Here is a 20,114-nt window from a genome sequence, read left to right as displayed (position 1 = left end):
TTAAAATTAGAAAGTAATATCAAACCCACCAGAGTATTGCTTGAAGAAAGGATAATCCCTTCCACCTGCATCATTTGCACTTGGACTCACCTGTTCAGGATCGATGTATTTTGTTTTCATTTTTGTGAAGGTGAGCAGGTTCTGACCGGTAAAGTATACACGCAGTTTCTGCATCTTAAATCTCTTTGTTAACGATACCGGCAGGTTATACCCTATTGTTAAATTCTTTAAACGGACGTAGGCCAGGTTCTGCAGGTATTTATCATTGTTGTCTGCCAGTTCGCCACCGGAGTATGCAGCATAGCCTCTCAGCAGCGGGAAGTAAGCATTAGGATTGCTTTCGCTCCAGATCTTGCTTTCGAAATCTTTAGGTAAGAAAGAGGTATATGGTCTGGCGTATGGCCCCCAGAATTTGGAAGACTCTGTGTTCGGGTACCAGTTCTGTTTTCCGATGCCCTGGAAGAATACACTTACATCGAAGTTACTCCAGTTGAAACCGGCATTGAAGCCAAAAGAATAACGGGGTAATGAGTTACCTATACGACGTTTATCTCCATGATCAGCCAGGGTATTTTTACCATCGTTGATCACTTTATCTCCATTCAGGTCTATGAACTTCAGGTCACCTGCATGGAGTTTGTTCCATTCACCGGGAGAGGTTACGCGCTGGTCTCTGTCGATATAATCCTGGTTGATAGCCCAGGTCTGTGCTTCTGCTGCTGATTTGAAGAATCCATCTATACTGTATCCCCAGATCTCACCTAATTGTTCACCTACATAGTGATTACTCAGCAGGTTTTCGGGGTTATCGAATTTGGTGATCTTAGCGGTATAATCAGATAATACGGCACCTATGCTGTAGGAGAATGGTTTACCCGCCAGTTCGCCTTTATCCTGCCATTTTACGGAGAGTTCAAAACCTTTGGTCAGCAGGTCTCCTGCATTCTGTAAAGGAGATTTGGCGCCGAATACAGAAGGTAATGTTTTACCGGGGATCAGCATGTTGGTGGTTTTGCGACGGTATTGGTCGTAGCTGATCTGTAAACGGTTCTTCAGGAAAGCAGCATCAATACCCATATTGGTAGAGGCCGACTTTTCCCAGGTGAAATGCGGTGTGATAGGATCAGGAGCGGATAAGGTCTGCACCTGGTTACCGCTGGCTACCCATTTACTGAGTGAGCTTTTCATTACCGGTACATATGGATAGAGGTTGCTGTTGCCTACGTCCTGGTTACCCAGGGAACCGTAAGAAGCTCTCAGTTTTAATTCGTTTACTGTGTTTTTAACAGGACTGAAAAATGCTTCTTCACTGATGCGCCATCCGCCGGATATGGAAGGGAAGAAACCGAAGCGCTGATTAGCCGGGAAGCGAGAGCTACCGTCGTAACGGCCGTTCAGTTCCAGGAGGTATTTCCCTTCGTAGTCGTAGTTCACACGGGCGAAATAACCGAGTAATGCCCATTCTGAAGAACTACCACCGGTTGTTTGTGCGCCTGTAGCAAGGTCTATTTCGTTTAGATCATCAGATAAAAGGTTCTGGCGACCGATGGTATTGAGTTTGTATTTCTGTAATTCCATGTTGTAACCGGCCACTGCTTTCAGGTTATGTTTACCTAAGCTTTTCTCATAGGTAGCATAGAGGTTTACAGAATGATGCTGATCGAGGTGTGTGTTTTCAGTCAGCTTATCATTACCGGTTTTATTGATAATACCGGGATTGATAGACCAGGGAATAAAAGCGGTACGCTGATAATCGCTGTAGGGATCCAACTGGAAAGCGTAGTTACCCGTGAGGGATAAACCTTTAGCGATGTTGGCGTTGAAACCAACTGTCTCTGTTAGGTTGTAATTCTTATTACCACCATGCGATTTACGGTTTTGTAAATCGGCATATTCGTAAGCACCGTAGTTGTTCAGGTTTGTTCTGAAGGTAAAGGTACCGTCAGGGTTTTTAGGTACATAAGAAGCCATGGCGTGGTTATAGATACCTGTCATGTTCTGGTTGTAGCCAGGCCATGTATAATCATTGGCACCGAATTGTGTGTTTGTGTAGGCAGTTAACCAGGAAGTAACGTGTACGTTTATTTTGGCCCTGAAATTATAGGCGTTGTATACGTCCTGACGCAGGTATTCCTGGAACATGCCTTTCTGCTGATAGTAACGGCCGGACATTAAGAAATCTACTTTGTCGTTACCGCCGGTCATGCTGAAATGGTGTTCCAGACCAGGTTGACTTTTTTTGAACAGAAAGTGCCACCAGTCGGTGCTACCATAGTATACGTACTGATTCTGACCATTACGGTTCTGGATGACTACGGAAGGCAGGGATTTATCAGTCTGGCGTTTTTTTAATTCCGCCATATCATCAGCGTTGTAGCCGGTATAGGAGTTTCCCACGTTGCGGGAGAAAGCGATATCGGCCAGGTTCACCTGGGTGTAACCGTCTGTGATGAAGTCGGTGCGGCTGGTCATGCGTTGTGAGCTGTAGCTGGTACCGTAGTTGATGCTCAGTTTACCGTTCTTCGCCTGTTTGGTAGTAACGAGGATGACACCGAAAGCACCTCTGGCACCATAGATAGCTGCGGAAGCAGCATCTTTTAATACGGTGAGGGTTTCGATATCCTGGGGATTGAGCATGTCTATATTACCCGGAACACCATCTATTAAAATCAGCGGAGAACCGTTGCTGTTAGAGACAGATGCATATCCACGGATGTTGAAATTACCGGTGCTACCAGGGTGACCATCACCAAAGGTGATGTTCAGGTTGGGAACAGCGCCCTGCAAAGCCTGGGCCACGTTAGCTACAGGTTTGTCTGCAAATTGTTTTGCATCTACCTGGTTAACAGCTCCAGTGAGGTTTACTTTTTTCTGGGTACCGTAGCCTACTACTACCACATCATTCAGTCCGATGCTTTTTTCCGTAAGGCGTACCATGAGTAAGTTCTTACCCTTGTTATCCACGGTATATCCGAGGTAATCATTCTTTTCATATCCCATGATAGAAAAATGAAAATCATATTGTTTGCCTACCTGTAAATTATGAAATATAAAGTCTCCGTTAGGGTCTGTGAGCGTATTGAATTTTTGTCCGCTCCCCTTTTCTACTGCCTGTACAGCTACGCTTGGCAGTGATTCTCCTTTTGCAGTAAGTACTGTACCATGAACGTCTGATACAACGTTCTGTGCTATCGTACTCTCTCTCATGAACATGATAAACAACAGGCATAAAATACCCTTGAACAGCGTTCTTGCTTGTCCCATTTTGATTAATTTTTATTGAATTTTGCTTACAGAATTATATAAGTACCGTCTTTGGAAGTGAGTGTCAGATTATTGATCCTGGCGATCGTTTTCAGGATCAGTTCTATTTTATCAGTTGGCAAAACCTGTCCGGTGAAATACACACCGGAGATATTCTGTTCATCATACTGTATAGTGATATGATATTTTTCTTTGAACAGTTCCAGTACATCTTTCAATGGTGCATTATCGAACACCATATTATTATTCTCTATGCTGATACTTTTGCGTTTAACAGGTATGATCTCCGGTTTGTGTGATACCCGTATAATTTTGTTATAGGCCAGTTCTTCTCCTGGTTGTAAATAGATATCTTTCTGGCTGTTTGTTCTTATCAATACCTTACCGGAGAAGAGTTTCACACGAAAGCCTTTTTCTGCGGATACCATAAAGGATGTACCCAGGGCAATTGTTGAGTAACCTTTTGTTTTTACGGTGAAAGGCTTTTGTTCGTTGGCAGCTACGGTGAATAATGCCTTTCCATCCAGATAAATTGTTCTGCAGGCGATGGAATCGTAACGCATGGTGGCTCCCTTTTCCAGTACGATGGCAGATCCGTCTTTTAAGCGGATATTCATTTTATTAGCGGCGGTGATGGAAGTCCAGTTAGATATGACTTTCGTTGTTGCTATCTGTTTTGCCGGTTGTTCCTTTTTCATTTTCATAAAGAACGGGCTGGCTATTAGTAATACGCTGGCGGCTACTGCTACCTTTGGCCATAGTTTGATGATCTTTGTTCCGAAGGTGTTGGCACGGATCACAGCTAACATTTCTGTTTCATATTTGTTAGGTGTTTCATCTTCCCAATCTTCGGTTTGTTCATTTTCCATGAACCAGTCCATGACCAGCTTTGCTTCTTCCGGTGTGCATGTTCCGCTGTAAAACTTATTTATTAAAATCTCGTCTGGTTTCATGTTGTATATATGTACACCGTGCTACATTAGTATCCCCTACTGGTAACAATTCCTTAACATCTTTAACAGAGAAGGATGACCATAATGATCATTAATTCTGCGGAAACCACCCGCATGTGGTGATGAGCTTTGGTGATATGGTTTTCCACTGTTTTTACGGAGATAGATAATTCTTCAGCGATTTCTTTGTTAGACAGCCCTTTGTGTACTTTGAGGAGAATAATCTTTTTACGTACGGGGGATAATGTGAGAGTTATTTTATTGAGGTAGTCATTGATTTCGAAACGGTTGTCTGATTCATAGTCAGCCTGTTCTCCCGAATAATTTGTTTCTCTTACTTTACGTCTGTTTTCCTGGCGGAGATGATTGATGAAAATAGATTTGGCAATGATATAGACCTGTTTTTCCAGCGGATGCTGCTCTGAAAGGCTTTCGCGGTAGTGATAGATACGGATAAAACATTGCTGGGTCAGGTCTTTTGCTACTTCCGGCTGCCGGGTCTTTTTAAGGAAAAAGTTGAAGACCCGGGCATTTAAGCGGTGATACATCTCTACAAAGGCATTCTCATCCCCTTTCTTTATTAATAGAATGTTGTTCATTGCAGACCCTTTACTTTGTGGCACCCTGCAAAGTTAAAATATGATGTGTGGGGTGTATATTACCTTCTTATTAAGATTTCGCTTCTTGCAGAAGTTATTGATCATAAATACACTGCATCTGACTGTTTAGTTCTCTGATTTAGCTTTGGAATAGGGGTTCGGGATTTGTTTTTCAATTTAACTTCACCTGATATTCACGTCAGATAAGGTGTATTTATTGATCAATAACTTCTGGTGCGAAGATTATGTAAGATTTTAATAGTAATGAGATTCGCTCATCCTACGTTCATCCTACGTTGTTTAATGAAGGATGAACGCAGGATCGGTGGCTGATATGCTTTTTGGGGTTATAAAAGTGCGCGGTTAAAGCGGCTTTACACTGGATCTCATCCGAAAAAAATCAGTAAATTAGGGGTATGGCAAAATGGGTATCATCTGAACCACCACCCTTTACAGGGACACGAGACGGCCTCACTGTTTATCGGTTAGAGGGCGAGCAGTATTATGTGCGTATGCAGAGTTCTATTACCGGTAAACGGATTAAGAAAGATAAGGCTTTTGCGGGGTTCAGGGAGAGTTCTGTACGGATGCGGGTGGCGTCTCGTCTTGCTTCGGCTGTTTACCGGCAGTTTGTGGTAAAGGAGTATCCATTGTACCGGGAGATGACCGGGAAGGCCATTTTATGGCTGAAAGAAGGTCTTTCTGCTTCTGTTATTGAAGAAAGATTACAACAGGCGTACATGTCAAAGTGCGCGGTTAATACGGCTGAGAGTAGACGCAGCCATGCTTCAGACATGAATGAGGGTAGGCTTAGCCATGCTTTACCGCTTATTAAAGTACAGGTCAAAGGACTCTTTCACATCCCCGATATCCTCAAAACTGGGTTTAATAAAACCAAGAGAAGGCGTGTCCAGGTCGTGAATCGTATTTATGATAAGAAAACTTATTATGATAAAGATGACCGCGGAGATATGCATCTGGTTATGATGGATCTTGTTAATAAATCCCATCAGCACGCCTATCAGTAATGAGAAAATTACGAGGATGAACAAGATAAGATGCGGTGTATTTTCATGATAAGAGTACATCAGTCTGTAGTAAACATCCTCCATCTGCTCAATTAATCCCATTAATTCATTTACTTCCTTTTCTTTTTCCGGGGATGCTTTTGCGTATTCAATCAAATAAGTATCCAGGTTGTTATCCAGCACCTCAATTTTATCAATGGATTCATGCACTGCCTCCCGTGATACCTGTATCTTCCCTAATAACATCACGAATAACTGGGTAAAATAAGGCTTTAGCCGCTCTTTCAGCACCGGGTCGAATAATTCACTCTTACGGATCAATAAGGCCATTTTATCGCCTGTTTCATGGATATATGCTACTCTTTCCCTGTGATGGCTGGCAGCTTGTGCCAGGGAGAAGGAGACCAACAGTGCATAAAATCCTACTAACCCATTTTCCATACCCAGTGGTTTCCATTCATATTTCTTCTTTAATGCCTTTTGGCAAAGAGGATTCCTATGTATATGCTTAGCAGCAGTAGTAAGGGGTATATGATCAGATAAAAGATGTATGAGTTCATGTGGGGGTGTTTGGGTGTTTAAATTTAATGTCTTTTTGTATCATTTAGGCTGATTTTCGGTAGTATCTCAGTTTGAATATTATGACGCAGATGTTGTTGATCATAAATACACTGCATCTGACTGTTTAGTTCTCTGATTTAGCTTTGGAATATGGGTTCAGGATTTGTTCTCAAATTTAACTTCACCTAATATTCACGTCAGATAAGGTGTATTTATCGATCAACAACATCTGGCGCGAAGATTATGTAATTAAACTGAGGTAGTAGAGGATAGATAAGTCGGACTATACTGATTAAAATATTGATTATCAAAGAGCATAATCGTTAAATACCAGAAACTCATCAGCAACCACTTGTATCTTTTTCAAATAAATTCTTGTAATTCGAGAATTTATATTTCCTTTGTGTTAATTCAACGCAAAGTATAGATTTATTAATAAAATGGGAAAGGAAATAAAGTATATAAAAGGAGATGCGACTAAACCGGATGTTGAGGGATGTGTGATCATCGCTCATATTTGTAATGATATTGGTCGCTGGGGAAAAGGCTTTGTATTAGCATTGTCCGAGCGTTGGGAAAAACCGGAAAACGAATTTAGAGAATGGTATAAGTCGCAGGATAATTTTAAGCTTGGTGAAGTACAATTTGTAGAGGTAGAAAATAACATCTGGGTAGCTAATATTATCGGACAGCATAAAATAGTTAATGATAAAAAGGGAAATCCACCGGTTCGTTATGAAGCTATAGAAGTGGGGCTTAATAAAGTGGGGGATTTTGCCAGGAAGTTAAATGCTACGGTGCATATGCCGAGAATTGGCTGTGGACTGGCAGGTGGAAAATGGGAGATTATAGAGCCGCTGATCATTAGAGGAATTTCTGATAATGATATTGAAGTAACAGTATATGATTTTGAATGAGAACAAATTTAAAGAGGATGCAGTATAATAACGATTGGCTTATTAAGAGATCTCAGGAAGGAGAAAATACACAATTCCTGTTCTTCTGGGGGCATCGGCCTTCTAAAGACGGGAGTATTACGAAGACGTGTTTTAGTCAGTGGTGGCCCTCTCCTTTTCATGTTGAAGGGCATACCTACCCGACAGCGGAACATTGGATGATGGCCTCCAAAGCAAGGTTGTTTGGTGATGATGAAATAATCAGCAAAATACTGGGAGCACCTACCCCGGCAGAAGCGAAAAAACTGGGAAGAAAAGTGAAAAACTTTGATGCTGATCTTTGGGAACAGCATAAGTTCCAGATTGTGGTGGAAGGTAATTTCCATAAGTTTACCCAGCATCCTGCACTAAAAATATTTCTGTTAAACACAGGAGAAAAGGTTTTGGTAGAAGCTAGTCCTGTAGATGCTGTGTGGGGAATTGGTATGGCTGAAGATAATCCTGAAGTTCATAATCCGGAATCCTGGAGAGGTGAGAATTTATTAGGATATGCTTTAATGGAAGTACGGAATCAACTGAAATAAATGAAAATAGAAATAGAGAATTATAAGGCCTCCCGCAGTTATCTTCCGGAGGCAGGCCAGCATATTATTGCGCATCAGCAAGATGAACAGATAGTTGTTTACCAGGCATATAACCCAAGTATCGCATCTTTTGCAGTAGCGAACCAGATACTGGGCGGAAGTGCTTACAGCTATAACCGGATGTCCTGGATTAAACCAAACTTTCTCTGGATGATGTATCGCTGTGGATGGGGTGAAAAGCATAATCAGGAGAGAGTTCTGGCATTATGGATTAATAAAAGTGTATTTGAAGAGATCCTGGCAAATGCTGTTTTATCCTCTTATAATCCGAAATATTATCTCAATCAGGAAGTTTGGAAAAATGAACTTGCAACGAAAGAAGTACGTTTACAATGGGACCCGGATCATGATCCCGCAGGGAACAAGCTTACCCGCAGGGCCATACAACTCGGACTGAAGGGAAAGATGCTGGAGCAATTCGGAAAACATCAGCTTAACCTGATTGAAGATATTACTGATTTTGTGAAGGAGCAAAAGCTTCTCCTGGATAAGGGCCATTCAGATCAATTATCAGTACCTGTTGAAAGAGTATGCAATATTGATAATCCGGTTTTAAAAGAACGAACTGGTATTGAAGGATGAATCGAAATAACGGTATAGACCCATCTTATCGCAGGCTGACCCTTAAACTACCTTAAGAGTATTTCTTAAGATATCTTATAGTCATTTTAATGAGAATAGCGAACCTTTGCAATTCACAAACTATATTAAAATGTCAGCAGAGGCTAATAAACAGACCATGAACCGTTTTTTAGAGTTCATTAATACCGCCAGTGAAGCATTGGCTAAAGAACTGATTGCTACGGAAGCTATATTTTATGTGCCCGGACGGCCTGACCCTATGCGTGGGCCCGCTGGTTACTTAGAGATTATACATATGATGCGTACTGGTTTTCCTGATGTCCAATGGACATTGGATGGTATAGTAGCCGAAAATGATCAGGTGGCGGCTCGTTATACGATGCGCGGAACACATCTGGGCATTTTTTTTGGTGTACCGCCTACAGGAAATCCAATTGAAGTAAGTGCTATTAATTTTTACCGCTTCTCGGGTAGTCAGATAATTGAAGAATTTGGTCAGCCTGACCTTCTTGGCTTAATGCAACAAATAGGTGCAATACCCGGGAGGTAATATCATGATTAATTACTTATAAATACCTTTTGGGAAAACACATATGATGGCATATGGAAACTTACAATGTATGCTCCTCCGCCGAGTGTTGATCCCAACTCATAATAGCCGTTGCCGTTAAGTAGCTTCCGCATTACTATTTGTCCCAGCATGTTGACTATAATTATATTACATTTTTCGTTGGACACTCCGCTGATATTCGCATAGAGCTGACCTCCCAGGCTATATGCATTAAATAGTCCACCATTAGTGGCGGGTGGGGACTGCTCGTCTTTCAGGCGGAATACCAGGGAAAACCTATTCTCGTATATACCTGCATCAAGGTATATACGATATTGCGGATTGTTCTTCAGATCCTGTCTTATGCCTGTCTTTGCATCGTACAAATAAAGATGCCGTCCGTAAGGAAAACGATCTATATCGGTTGCATTAAATGTGATCCAGCCAGTCTGATTTGTTTTCAGTCCGAGAGGAATAATATCGGTACTGTCCTCTAAAGCAGGACATGCGTAAACAGAAAGCTTTTGCGCATCTGAAGAAAGCATGTACAGGTTAGGTATCGTCAAGTCTGTATTCATGAGTTTAAGTGCATCTCTTTCCTGTTCAAAAACCCGTGTGGCAGTATCATCAAAATAAACAACAGCAGCATCTGTAGTAGTGCTTTCATCTTTAAATCCAACGCTTAACCGCAGTAAGGGAGAAGTTAAAGGCGAAGCCTCTTTGTAAAAATTCGGGACCAGGTTATTTATCCGTGCGCTATTATTGATTGTGAGTGTAGCCGACACCGGGAAAGTTCCATTGGATACATGCACCAAAAAACCCTGCATGGCAGCAATGACAGGCCCTGCGATACCATCGCTCGAAACACCATTGATGTAAGAGCTGTATGTTCCTTCATACTGATTGGAAGTGCCGGCATTAAAATAATATACCCCGGCATCAATATTAGTACGGCTCCAACCGGCAGACATGTTCCAGTCAACCGGTGAAGGATACGGATTGCCTATGAGGTTAAAGCCACGGGTATAAAGCTGATTATGATTATACAGCGTGGATGAAGAGATCAAATGGTTATTAACCACCCCGGCAAGATCCACTGTTTTGGAGGCAGACAATGCACCCGTATTGACTGCATATCCCTCCAGTGGTATAAGCAGGTCATTGGTGTTTGTATAGCGCACCCAACCGGAAGAAGGCAGGTTTTCATTGTAGCGGTAAATTGCAGGAAATGTATCAAGGTCCACATCATCAGCAAACTCGTTTACAGTCGCGGCCTGAAATGGAGAGCTGAAATATTTATAACCGAAACCGTTAGCCAGGTAGCGTTGTATGATAACATTGGCTAACACTTCGCCTGCTCCGCTACCATCTATCAATGCTGTTTGTGCAGCGGTGGAAATTAAAGTCAGATATCCACCGGTATTAAAATCCCCGAGGGATGCCAATAATATTCCTGTGAGGTTAAGTATCCCATTTAAGGTGACACCTGCATTATTGTTAAGGGTTAGATTTTTGATCGTGTTTCCTGCAAATACTGAGGATGGGATTATTTGTGCAGAAGATCCGTTCATTTCAATAGTACCATTGGTAACTGTAAAGGTCCCGTTATTGAGAATAGTATCCCCTATTTTTAAGGTAGCTCCGCTAACAGTTAATGAGGCGCCGCTTCTGATAGTAAGATTATTAACAGCGTTGATGGCGTTACTGATGACAGGGTAATTGGCAAGGCTGCCTAGTATAATTACATTCGTAGCTGAGTCAGGGATTGAGCTACACTCCCAGTTGCCGGCAACATTCCAGTTAATATTTACAGAACCTGTCCACGTGCCTTTGTGTGCAATGGTAACAGAAGTAGTGGGGGAAGATAAGGAACATCCTATAGTATATAAAACGATATAGGTACCAGCTGTGCTTGTTCCTAAATTGATGCTGCCTGTAGCTGCATCGATAGACAGACCTGCTGTTGAGCTATAAGTCCCGCCTGCTGTGCCTGTCCTCGTTACTGTTGCAGTGCCTGTGGAGCAAAAAGGGCTGCCTGCATAACTGATGGTGGCAGCCGATGTACCCGTAATAGTTATTGCGGAAGTATTCACTATTCCATTGGTGGTAAGCGCTCTTCCTTCCAGGGTAGTTCCTGTATTTAAGGCAATTCCTCCATTGTTGCAGATAATCGTTCCTTTTAAAGTCGAGAAGTTGCTTATGTCTATAGTACCTTCAATTTTCCAGAACACATTTTTTGCTTCTGCTCCATTGATCAACCTGACTGTTGCATAGGTGCTTGTAGTAAGCGGTCCGTTTATCCTGATCACAAATACAGCATTCGGATTGCCCTGTGCATTCAGATAAAGAGAATCTGTAAATACTGTAGGGCCATTCATCAGGTAAGTATGTGGTGTAAGAACGAGCTTGTTTCCAAACTGAGCGGGATACAACAACTCAATATTATAAGGGAGGGTATCGAGATAGTGATAAACATTTTGCAGATCTGCTGCGCATGTAGCTGTAGAAGCATCAGGAACGGGATGTATGGTACCGGTTACATTCAATGCATTATAACCGCTGGTAGTTCCGGCATTTGTACCAATATCGCCTGTAACAAATGTGGAGCCTGTGTTTGTAACCGCTCCGTTAGCAGAAAACAATGCATAACAGGCTGTGGAAGCAAGCACAGGAGCTGCAGGACCAGTAAGTACAGGCGTCCCGCAACCGAGAGGAGTATATGCCAATACGCCATTAACAGAAACCGCTCCGGTAGTAGAAAGCGCCCTTCCTTCCAACGTAACGTTTGCGCCCAAAGCTATTGCAGCATTGTTGGCAATGACAGTTCCCTTCATCATTGTTCCGGTTGCCATACTTGCCAAACCTTCTACTTTCCAGAATACATTACATGCCTGTGCACCATTCATCAAATTGACCTGAGAAGATGCACCTGTGGAAAATGCTCCCTGCACCTGAAAAATAAATACCGCATTGGGATTTCCCTGTGCATCTAAATTAAGGTCCAGATTTAATGATCCAGCCGCTGCCATGAGATAAACACCTGCATTCAACGTTTCTCCATTGCCCAAAACAGGCGCATGAGCAGCAGTAGGTGTTGCCGCATTCAGCTGATTATATGCATTCAGCAAATCTATTACACAAAGGGCGGTTGCTCCGTCAGCGTTATGCATTACACCGTCTACATTACCAAAGTCCGTAATAGCGCCAGTGTTCGTTCCTACATTACCTGTAATATGAGAAACTCCAGTGTTGCTGATGGCTCCGGTGGTAGAGAAGAGTACAAAATCGGCTGCTGTTCCCAAAGTAGGCGCCTGTGCAAAAATTACCCTGGGGGAAAATAATAACGTGAGGACTGTTAGTACGTTGAGTACTTTATTTTTCATTGTGAAATTAATAGCAGGTCTTACATGCTATTTTGGGGCTTATCTTACCTATCCGGCTTGTTGCCAAATGCTATACAGAAGAGCTGCTGAGACGGTTATGCAGAGTGGGTGTAATTAAAAAATACGGGAAACGTGTTAATCAGATTTATTCAGGACATGTTGTAGATTCCATGGTGTCTATTGGAATTGTCTTAAGAATACAAACATACCGATTTTAGCTAAGCATTATGCATTTAATATTTAAAGTTATAATTTGCCATAAATCAATTGAATGAATCATTTTAGGCAATTTGCATTCAAAAAGTTTGGATATTTTGATTTCCATGAGGATCTTAATGAACAAATGGCGCTGCAGGATTTGACCGACTTTATTAAAATTGTTTTTGTAAAAGCAAAGGGGCATGTTGTTATTGATTTTAAGAAATATCATTTGCGGGAAGATGCTTTGTTCTTTATTAATCCAGGACAACATTATTCATTTGATGATGCATGCTCCGGTACCATGCTCTATTATAACCGCGATTTTTATTGCGTGGAAATTCATGATAAGGAAGTGGCCTGTGATGGTATACTTTTTCATAATGTTTATGAAATACCCGTTATATCAATGAAAGCACAAGTATCTGCTGCTATGCAAAATACTTTGCAGGAAATGAAAACTGAGATTGAACTGAATGATACCACCATGGAAGAGATGCTGCGCATCCTTCTCAAACAGGTTATTATTAAGTCTACACGTATCTGGCGGCAAAAGCATGATGTAACAAATGAAAAAGCCCATGATGAGGTAGAATTTTCAAGAACTTTCAGTCAGTTGGTGGAGTGGAATTATACCCGCCTTCATACAGTAGCTGAATATGCGGATCTTTTGCATATCACACCCAAGGCGCTGAATAAACGCATTACCCGTTATAGTAATACCACTCCAAATGATGTTATCAAAAACCGGATCATTCTGGAAGCTAAAAGGCTGCTGGTACATACTAACCTGAGTGTAAAAGAGATCGGTTACAAACTGGGATATGATGATGCTTCCTATTTTGTTCGCTTCTTTACCAAGCAGTCAGGTACTTCTCCGAATAGCTTTCGTTTGGCATATTTAGCCACCTGAGGGAAAAAAGTGCTATAGGTGTCTACAATCGTGCCTTGAACGGGCCTTTATCATGGGGTACTTTTGTAGTGTTCAATTAAACACTACAAAAAATGAAAAGGTTATCAATTTTAAGAGCAGGCGTTATCATTCTTACTTTACTTTCCGGGGGTACACTATCTGCACAGGATTCTCACATCGAAAGCGGTACGAAAGCATTTTTAAACGTGCTGAACTCAGGTAATGGCAAACCCCTGGAACAATTATCTCCCAAAGATGCCAGAGCAGTGCTTACAGGAGCCCAGTCGTCCGTGAAGGTGGACCTCTCGGGTATTACAGTGACGGAGAAAACCATCACTTTCAATGGGCAACCATTGCTGCTTGATATTATCAAACCTGCCAATGCAAAGGGGATACTACCCGTTTTCATGTTCTTCCACGGTGGTGGTTGGGTATTAGGCGATTTTCCTACCCATCAGCGTCTGGTACGTGACCTGGTGGTAGCCTCCGGCGCCGCTGCTGTTTTTGTTAATTACACGCCTTCCCCTGAAGCACATTATCCCGTTGCTATTAACCAGGCATATGCTGCCACTGAATGGGTAGCAGAACATGGTAAAGAGATTGGCGTCGATGGCAAACGTTTAGCTGTAGCCGGTAATAGTGTAGGCGGAAACATGGCTGCTGTTGTGGCTTTAATGGCTAAAGACAAAAAGGGCCCCGCTATTAAACTACAGGTATTGTTATGGCCGGTAACTGATGCCAATTTCGAAACCGGTTCCTATAATCAATATGCAACAAACCATTTCCTGACAAAAAACATGATGATCTGGTTCTGGGATAATTATACAACAGATCTGAATGCCCGTAAAGAGATTTATGCTTCTCCCCTACAGGCAACTATTGATCAGTTGAAAGGATTGCCTCCGGCAATAGTAGAAGTGGCAGAAAACGATGTACTGAGGGATGAAGGTGAAGCATACGCCCGTAAATTAAATGAAGCAGGAGTTAGCGTCATCTCTACCCGTTACAATGGGATGATCCATGACTGGGGATTGCTTAATCCACTGAGCAAGGTTCCGGGTACGCATGCAGCGCTATTGCAAGCTGCTTCCGGAATTAAAGAGGCGCTTCGGTAATGGATTCTTTAATAAGGCATAGATAAGTGGTAGTGCCTCAGTTTGAATATTATGACAGTGTAGATTGCCAGAAGTTATTGATCATAAATACACTGCATCTGACTGTTTAGTTCTCTGATTTAGCTTTAGAATATGGGTTCAGTATTTGTTTTTCAATTTAACTTCACCTAATATTCACGTCAGATAAGGTGTATTTATCGATCAACAACATCTGGCGCGAAGATTATGTAATCAAACTGAGGCACTACCACTTATCTATGTCTTATTTTTTAGAAGATATTTCGTTATATTGTGTGTAACCAACATAAATTTTCTGTTACATAAATAAAACATTTTGGCACGACTAATATTCTTACTAACTACTTTACCTGCCATACCCCTAACTACAGGAATCTTTGGAAAAACTGATTAAGTTAGTCGAGCCAGAACTAATTCTTTTACAACTTTTGCTTAAACCCAATACAATGACAAAACGAGAAATAACTTTTATTTGCATCACTGCACTGATAATGTGTATCCCAATAGCCATTATTGCACATAAAGACCCGCAGCCCCCCTTATCGTCTACTATATATGACTGGAACGACATCAAAGCAGAGGCTACTAAAACAGGAGAAAAACGCCAGATCCTTCAGGCTCCTACGCCGACACTAGACGAACTGGAGCTGCATGTAACTACATTAAATCCCGGAGAGGCGCCACATCCACCGCATCAGCATCCCGAGGAAGAACTGATCATTATAAAAGAGGGGATTGTTGAATCGACTGTAAATGGTATTACTAAACGTGTTGGCCCAGGCTCTGTTATTTTCCAGGCATCTAATCAATTGCATGGTCTTAGAAATGTGGGTACTACCAAAGCAGTGTACCATGTTATCAAATGGAAAACAGAAAAGACGCCTAAAGCTAAATAAAATGGTATGAATAATTCCAACACACAAAATCAGCGTATCGCAAAAATGACTTTTTCCTCGGTCTATCCAATGTATCTTGCCAAAGTAGAGAAGAAAGGCAGAACAAAAGAAGAATTACATCAGGTCATACAGTGGTTAACAGGTTTTGATAACAAGGACCTGCAGGAATTAATAGAAGGAAAAGTCACTTTTGAAACATTCTTCCAACAAGCTTCGATAAACCCCAATGTACACCTTATTACAGGCGTAATCTGTGGGTATCGTGTGGAAGAAATTGAAGATCCTTTGACACAACAAGTCAGGTATTTGGATAAGTTGGTGGATGAGTTGGCGAAGGGCAAAAAGATGGAAAAGATCTTACGTGGTTCGTAGGGTGTTCTATTTTAGCGTAAACAATGCATTATGATTGACGAATCAAATGGCTACGAAAGCATTGCTGAAATATATATTAAAGAGAGAGGGCGGATAGGATCGTCAACTGTTTCTGCCTGGGCCCGAACCCTTAATAAAGGTGCTGTAGTATTGGATATCGGATGTGGCACCGGTATTCCTGTCACGAAAATATTACTTGATGAAGGATTAGCCGCATATGCACTGGATGCATCCCCTACAATGATTAAAGCCTTCCGTGAAAATTTCCCTAATGTACCTGTTGCCTGTGAATCGGTGGAGAGGTCTCCTTTCTTTAATCGTTCTTTCGATGGTATTATCGCCGTTGGACTGATCTTTCTGCTTTCGGAAGAAACCCAGCGGATGTTAATCTCCAAAATGGCGGCAGCATTAAATCCTGGTGGAAGGTTATTGTTCTCCGCTCCTCTTTATAAAGTGGAATGGAAGGATATAATAACAGAACAGACCTCAAGATCACTTGGAGCTGAGCAATACAGAGCGCTAATGTTGGCCTCAGGGTTATCTATCATCGACGAGTCAGATGATGAAGGCGAAAATCATTATTTTAATGCAATTAGTTTAGATTAACTAATCTTCCTGGGGTGGATTATCAAACTGGTAGCGGGTTTACGTTGAAATATTTCTGTACTTTTGTGGTACATTATAATCCTGTTTAATGCTGTCTTTTTTCATTACTTACGAAGGAAATTAGCATATGTTAATAACAGGAGAATCTGAATTAATTGGTATGCAAAAAGCGAGTGAGGCGGTTGCATATACACTAAAAGAAATGACTAACTATTCCCAAGCAGGCATGAGTACAAAAGAACTTGACGAATATGCTGCTAAAATATCAGCCGGTTTTGATGCAAAGTCTGCTCCTTATTTAACATACGGATTTTGGGGATGAACATGCATCAGCGTTGACAATGAATTTTGCCATGGTATTCCGTCTGACAGACGCATTTTAAAAGATGGTGATTTAATTAATATTGATGTATCTGATGCAGCATCCCAATTGATTTGTCGCAAATACCACTCTTCAATGTCATGATTACCCCTCACAACAAAGGCGAGGGTAATGTATTTTTACCCTGTCAAATCATTTATTATGGAAATCACACCGGAAATCAAAGCTTATCATGACTCGCTTTCTCCTGTTGAGCATAAAATAGCGACCTTTTTGTACCAGGAAATTTGCAGGCATCTGCCCGAAGCAGAGAAAAAAGTATGGCACCGTCATCCCGTTTGGTTCCTGGATGGCAATCCCATTGTAGGTTATAGTCCGCGAAAGAATGGGATGAACCTGATGTTCTGGAGCGGGCAGTCCTTTGACGAACCGGGATTGCAGAAAGAGGGTAAGTTCAAAGCGGCCGAAATACGCTACGCCGATGTGGCCGATATAGATATCAACGATCTTCAACGTTGGCTGGAAAAGGGGAAGGAGATCCAATGGGATTACAAAAATATTGTGAAGAGGAAGGGCGTACTGCAGAAGTTAAAGTAGGAAAATAAATGACCCAAAGGCTCAAGTTATCATGAACAATAATTAAGTAGCCTCCTGATGTCGCAAAAGAGGTGGCGTGACGCTCTTGACGGATAAATCTGTATATTGTCGTATGGCGACACCCTACAAACTTTTAAGCAAATAATATGCAAGAACAAAAAGGGAAATATGAGGGCTTACAGAATGATGAGCTGGGAATAAAGATTCGCTCAAATGACAATCCTTATCTTTCAGTTGATATTCAAGAAAAATTGCTGCAACCTCGCAGAATATCTTCTTATTTTATTGTATTAATTGAAAGCGGTTCAATTACATACAATTTAGACTTACAAGACATTACGCTTACTGACGGGCACTTGCTTTTTGCAATGCCAAATCAAATTCTTACGCCACCCGCTAAAACAGACGATCTTAAATATTTCAAGCTGCTGTTTGATGAAAATACATTGGCATTGTTGCCACAACAATTTCCTTTTTTGATCAACCCTTTAAACGCACAAACCATAGTTCTTGACAGTGCTGCAAAAGAAAGAGTAATAAAGGTTTTTGGAATTTTAAATCAGATACTTCACTTAGATAAATATGAGACCGACACTGAAATAATATTAGCTTATCTGAACTTATTGCTATCAGAATTAAACAGCGCTTATTTCAAAAACACAGAACCCGTCAATATTTTAAACACTAACCTTTCAAAGTTTATCGAGTTCAAATTAGTCGTGGAAACATCCCTTACAGAACAACCTTCTATCAACGCAATTGCAGAAAAATTAGCTTTATCTACAAACAGTTTATACCGGATTGTAAAAGAATATTCCGGAACATCGCCAAAAGATTATTTTATTAACCGTTTGATAACGGAAGCTCAGAGAAAATTGCGTTATTCCAATACTTCTGTCAAAGAATTGGCCTATGAATTGGGCTTTAATGACCCTGATTATTTTTCAAGGCTCTTTAAAAAAAGCACAGGAAAAAGTGTAAGTGAATTTTTGCCCAAGCAAGATTTGTCGGGGAAATAAAATGAATTGTCCATCTCCGCTATTTTTTAGCCCTCTACTTTTGCCTCATAAAATTCACACAAGAAATGAAATTTGCATTAGTAACAGGAGCTAACAAAAGCATTGGCTTTGAAGTTGCACAGCAACTTGCTCAAAAAGGAATTTATGTTTACCTCGGGAGTCGTAATTTAGAAAATGGCATTGAGGCCATTGATAAATTAAAAGCGAAGGGATTAAACAATGTAGAAGCTATTCAGCTTGACATTACAAATGACGAATCAGTAATTAAAGCCCGTAAAGAAATAGGTAAAAAAACAAAAGTGTTAGACATACTTATTAATAATGCGGGTATTTTTGGTGGTTACCCACAAACGGCACTTGACTCAACTATTGACCAGTTTAAAGCAACCTATGATGTAAATGTTTACGGCGTGGTGCGGGTTACACAGGCATTTGTTGATTTATTGAAAAAGTCGTCAGAACCTCGTATTGTAAATGTAAGTTCAAGTCAAGGTTCAATTACCCTGCACAGCGACCCAACATATAAATACTACGACTACAAAGGCGCTATATATCTTTCTTCAAAATCAGCCTTGAATATGTACACTGTTGTTTTGGCATACGAATTAAAAAATACCAACTTCAAAATAAATGCCGTTTGCCCGGGATATACAAAAACAGATTTCAATGGACATCGTGGGCCCGGAACTGTTAAAGATGCCGGAAAACGGATAGTAAAATATGCTCTGATTGACAATGATGGCCCGACAGGAAAATTTTTTAGTGAGGAAAATAATCCTGAAACAGGAGAAATACCCTGGTAACGAAGATTAATCATAAGAACTGAAACAACGAGCCGCTAACAGGGTATTTACAAATTGGCTTTTTTACCCCGGATGGATTAAGATTATTCTAATTAAAAAACCCTTCAAATCCAATCATTTGAATGGTTCCTTTTTATGTCGGGGCGGATGGACAATGTTTAACCGATTCATTTATGCGCTTATTCAATTGCTCAACTGATAATATTATCAGTTGAGCAATTGCCAATCCTTAGACATGAAAAGATACAGCCAATTTAGTATCAATCATCAAAGTTTGGCTTTTCCAGAAACCTCAAAAGAGTCTTCCAGCAAATGATAGCGAGTGAGCAGGCCGTTTTCGACAACGATATCAATACTGAACTCCGACTTCATTACTTTGTTATTTTTCTTCATGCGGGATTCAAGATACCCCAGGATTACTACTCTATTACCTTTGCTTAATATATCTGTGAACTCCAGCTTTTCCGGCTTGATGTTTTCTCTTAGCAGTTTGAAATGGTCGGTGATCGCTGCACGTCCTATCCTTTTACCAATCCAAGGTACGTTCTTCATATCGCCGGGAATGAACATTTCTGCCTTCTCGTCAAAAGATTTTGCCAGTTCTTCAGGGGATGCACCAGATTTGAATTTGTCAAAGAATGCATTGACGACCTTTAGCGCTGTTGAGTCCTGAACAACCACTGATACACCTGTGTTGGCAATAGCATTACTCAAGTTGTTGATCCCTTTTGCATTCTCATTGAAAGAAGCCATAACCATTGTGGCTAATCCTGACATCAAAATTAATTTTTTCAT

Annotated in this window: 19 protein-coding genes; 13 read left to right on the top strand and 6 right to left on the bottom strand. The window is 41.1% G+C overall.

Features of this window, described 5'->3' with window-relative positions; translation table 11 throughout:
- Positions 1 to 6 precede the first annotated feature (6 nt).
- From BMW86_RS24950 to BMW86_RS24935, 4 genes are all read right to left on the bottom strand, one after another.
- Complete coding sequence (locus BMW86_RS24950) at positions 7 to 3,264, bottom strand: SusC/RagA family TonB-linked outer membrane protein (RefSeq protein WP_089785110.1); 3,258 nt, start codon at positions 3,262 to 3,264, stop codon at positions 7 to 9.
- Between the two features lie 26 nt (positions 3,265 to 3,290).
- Positions 3,291 to 4,217, bottom strand: coding sequence for a FecR family protein (locus BMW86_RS24945; protein WP_089785108.1), 927 nt, complete (start codon positions 4,215 to 4,217; stop codon positions 3,291 to 3,293).
- A 62-nt stretch (positions 4,218 to 4,279) separates the two neighbouring features.
- Positions 4,280 to 4,816, bottom strand: coding sequence for an RNA polymerase sigma factor (locus BMW86_RS24940; RefSeq protein ID WP_089785106.1), 537 nt, complete (start codon positions 4,814 to 4,816; stop codon positions 4,280 to 4,282).
- Positions 4,817 to 5,637: 821 nt separating this feature from the next.
- Positions 5,638 to 6,285, bottom strand: a complete 648-nt coding sequence (locus tag BMW86_RS24935; protein WP_089785104.1) for a hypothetical protein — start codon at positions 6,283 to 6,285, stop codon at positions 5,638 to 5,640.
- 560 nt (positions 6,286 to 6,845) lie between these two features.
- Here BMW86_RS24935 and BMW86_RS24930 point away from each other — a divergent pair.
- From BMW86_RS24930 to BMW86_RS24915, 4 genes are all read left to right on the top strand, one after another.
- Positions 6,846 to 7,322 (top strand): macro domain-containing protein, encoded by a 477-nt coding sequence (locus BMW86_RS24930; RefSeq protein WP_089785102.1) that lies wholly within the window; start codon positions 6,846 to 6,848, stop codon positions 7,320 to 7,322.
- Positions 7,319 to 7,885: an NADAR family protein gene (locus BMW86_RS24925; protein WP_255373000.1), complete on the top strand. Its 567-nt coding sequence runs from the start codon at positions 7,319 to 7,321 to the stop codon at positions 7,883 to 7,885. The genes BMW86_RS24930 and BMW86_RS24925 overlap by 4 nt, the downstream gene beginning before the upstream one ends.
- Positions 7,886 to 8,527, top strand: a complete 642-nt coding sequence (locus BMW86_RS24920; RefSeq protein ID WP_177189381.1) for a DUF4291 domain-containing protein — start codon at positions 7,886 to 7,888, stop codon at positions 8,525 to 8,527.
- 130 nt (positions 8,528 to 8,657) lie between these two features.
- On the top strand, positions 8,658 to 9,077 hold the full coding sequence (locus BMW86_RS24915) for an ester cyclase (protein WP_089785100.1): 420 nt from the start codon (positions 8,658 to 8,660) through the stop codon (positions 9,075 to 9,077).
- 8 nt (positions 9,078 to 9,085) lie between these two features.
- Here BMW86_RS24915 and BMW86_RS24910 read toward each other — a convergent pair whose 3' ends face one another.
- The gene (locus BMW86_RS24910) at positions 9,086 to 12,460 is read right to left on the bottom strand and encodes an ice-binding family protein (RefSeq protein WP_089785097.1); all 3,375 of its coding nucleotides are present in this window, start codon (positions 12,458 to 12,460) and stop codon (positions 9,086 to 9,088) included.
- Between the two features lie 271 nt (positions 12,461 to 12,731).
- Here BMW86_RS24910 and BMW86_RS24905 point away from each other — a divergent pair, with 271 nt between their 5' ends.
- The 9 genes from BMW86_RS24905 (at position 12,732) to BMW86_RS24865 (ending at position 19,319) form a co-directional block, all read left to right on the top strand.
- A complete protein-coding gene (locus tag BMW86_RS24905; protein ID WP_089785096.1) occupies positions 12,732 to 13,571 on the top strand; it encodes an AraC family transcriptional regulator in 840 nt (279 codons plus the stop codon).
- Between the two features lie 92 nt (positions 13,572 to 13,663).
- A complete protein-coding gene (locus BMW86_RS24900; protein ID WP_089785094.1) occupies positions 13,664 to 14,686 on the top strand; it encodes an alpha/beta hydrolase in 1,023 nt (340 codons plus the stop codon).
- 464 nt (positions 14,687 to 15,150) lie between these two features.
- Positions 15,151 to 15,600 carry a cupin domain-containing protein gene (locus BMW86_RS24895; protein WP_089785812.1) on the top strand — a complete coding sequence of 150 codons (450 nt, stop codon included), beginning with the start codon at positions 15,151 to 15,153 and terminating at the stop codon, positions 15,598 to 15,600.
- A 6-nt stretch (positions 15,601 to 15,606) separates the two neighbouring features.
- Entirely contained in the window at positions 15,607 to 15,972 is a 366-nt protein-coding gene (locus BMW86_RS24890; RefSeq protein WP_089785092.1) for a DUF2200 domain-containing protein, read from the top strand.
- A gap of 30 nt (positions 15,973 to 16,002) precedes the next feature.
- Complete coding sequence (locus tag BMW86_RS24885; protein WP_218149213.1) at positions 16,003 to 16,578, top strand: class I SAM-dependent methyltransferase; 576 nt, start codon at positions 16,003 to 16,005, stop codon at positions 16,576 to 16,578.
- Positions 16,579 to 16,705: 127 nt separating this feature from the next.
- The gene (locus tag BMW86_RS24880; protein WP_255372999.1) at positions 16,706 to 16,900 is read left to right on the top strand and encodes a M24 family metallopeptidase; all 195 of its coding nucleotides are present in this window, start codon (positions 16,706 to 16,708) and stop codon (positions 16,898 to 16,900) included.
- Between the two features lie 201 nt (positions 16,901 to 17,101).
- Positions 17,102 to 17,497 carry a DUF1801 domain-containing protein gene (locus BMW86_RS24875; protein ID WP_255372998.1) on the top strand — a complete coding sequence of 132 codons (396 nt, stop codon included), beginning with the start codon at positions 17,102 to 17,104 and terminating at the stop codon, positions 17,495 to 17,497.
- A 146-nt stretch (positions 17,498 to 17,643) separates the two neighbouring features.
- Positions 17,644 to 18,516 (top strand): helix-turn-helix domain-containing protein, encoded by an 873-nt coding sequence (locus tag BMW86_RS24870; RefSeq protein WP_089785090.1) that lies wholly within the window; start codon positions 17,644 to 17,646, stop codon positions 18,514 to 18,516.
- Between the two features lie 65 nt (positions 18,517 to 18,581).
- On the top strand, positions 18,582 to 19,319 hold the full coding sequence (locus BMW86_RS24865; protein WP_089785088.1) for an SDR family oxidoreductase: 738 nt from the start codon (positions 18,582 to 18,584) through the stop codon (positions 19,317 to 19,319).
- Positions 19,320 to 19,586: 267 nt separating this feature from the next.
- On the opposite strand, the gene BMW86_RS24860 is transcribed toward BMW86_RS24865, so the two are convergent.
- Positions 19,587 to 20,114: a nuclear transport factor 2 family protein gene (locus BMW86_RS24860; protein WP_143056686.1), complete on the bottom strand. Its 528-nt coding sequence runs from the start codon at positions 20,112 to 20,114 to the stop codon at positions 19,587 to 19,589.

Origin of the sequence: Chitinophaga sp. YR573 (genome assembly GCF_900110995.1) — a bacterium.
Taxonomy (GTDB): Bacteria; Bacteroidota; Bacteroidia; order Chitinophagales; family Chitinophagaceae; genus Chitinophaga.
The sequence above is the reverse complement of the archived record's forward strand: the minus strand, read 5'-3'. Positions and strand labels throughout refer to the sequence as shown.

What these genes read in the sequence shown, in the direction of transcription:
- BMW86_RS24950 (WP_089785110.1), bottom strand. Translation starts at nt 3,264, where the DNA reads ATGGGACAAGCAAGAACGCTGTTCAAGGGTATTTTATGCCTGTTGTTT.
- BMW86_RS24945 (WP_089785108.1), bottom strand. Translation starts at nt 4,217, where the DNA reads ATGAAACCAGACGAGATTTTAATAAATAAGTTTTACAGCGGAACATGC.
- BMW86_RS24940 (WP_089785106.1), bottom strand. Translation starts at nt 4,816, where the DNA reads ATGAACAACATTCTATTAATAAAGAAAGGGGATGAGAATGCCTTTGTA.
- BMW86_RS24935 (WP_089785104.1), bottom strand. Translation starts at nt 6,285, where the DNA reads ATGGAAAATGGGTTAGTAGGATTTTATGCACTGTTGGTCTCCTTCTCC.
- BMW86_RS24930 (WP_089785102.1), top strand. Translation starts at nt 6,846, where the DNA reads ATGGGAAAGGAAATAAAGTATATAAAAGGAGATGCGACTAAACCGGAT.
- BMW86_RS24925 (WP_255373000.1), top strand. Translation starts at nt 7,319, where the DNA reads ATGAGAACAAATTTAAAGAGGATGCAGTATAATAACGATTGGCTTATT.
- BMW86_RS24920 (WP_177189381.1), top strand. Translation starts at nt 7,886, where the DNA reads ATGAAAATAGAAATAGAGAATTATAAGGCCTCCCGCAGTTATCTTCCG.
- BMW86_RS24915 (WP_089785100.1), top strand. Translation starts at nt 8,658, where the DNA reads ATGTCAGCAGAGGCTAATAAACAGACCATGAACCGTTTTTTAGAGTTC.
- BMW86_RS24910 (WP_089785097.1), bottom strand. Translation starts at nt 12,460, where the DNA reads ATGAAAAATAAAGTACTCAACGTACTAACAGTCCTCACGTTATTATTT.
- BMW86_RS24905 (WP_089785096.1), top strand. Translation starts at nt 12,732, where the DNA reads ATGAATCATTTTAGGCAATTTGCATTCAAAAAGTTTGGATATTTTGAT.
- BMW86_RS24900 (WP_089785094.1), top strand. Translation starts at nt 13,664, where the DNA reads ATGAAAAGGTTATCAATTTTAAGAGCAGGCGTTATCATTCTTACTTTA.
- BMW86_RS24895 (WP_089785812.1), top strand. Translation starts at nt 15,151, where the DNA reads ATGACAAAACGAGAAATAACTTTTATTTGCATCACTGCACTGATAATG.
- BMW86_RS24890 (WP_089785092.1), top strand. Translation starts at nt 15,607, where the DNA reads ATGAATAATTCCAACACACAAAATCAGCGTATCGCAAAAATGACTTTT.
- BMW86_RS24885 (WP_218149213.1), top strand. Translation starts at nt 16,003, where the DNA reads ATGATTGACGAATCAAATGGCTACGAAAGCATTGCTGAAATATATATT.
- BMW86_RS24880 (WP_255372999.1), top strand. Translation starts at nt 16,706, where the DNA reads ATGTTAATAACAGGAGAATCTGAATTAATTGGTATGCAAAAAGCGAGT.
- BMW86_RS24875 (WP_255372998.1), top strand. Translation starts at nt 17,102, where the DNA reads ATGGAAATCACACCGGAAATCAAAGCTTATCATGACTCGCTTTCTCCT.
- BMW86_RS24870 (WP_089785090.1), top strand. Translation starts at nt 17,644, where the DNA reads ATGCAAGAACAAAAAGGGAAATATGAGGGCTTACAGAATGATGAGCTG.
- BMW86_RS24865 (WP_089785088.1), top strand. Translation starts at nt 18,582, where the DNA reads ATGAAATTTGCATTAGTAACAGGAGCTAACAAAAGCATTGGCTTTGAA.
- BMW86_RS24860 (WP_143056686.1), bottom strand. Translation starts at nt 20,114, where the DNA reads ATGAAAAAATTAATTTTGATGTCAGGATTAGCCACAATGGTTATGGCT.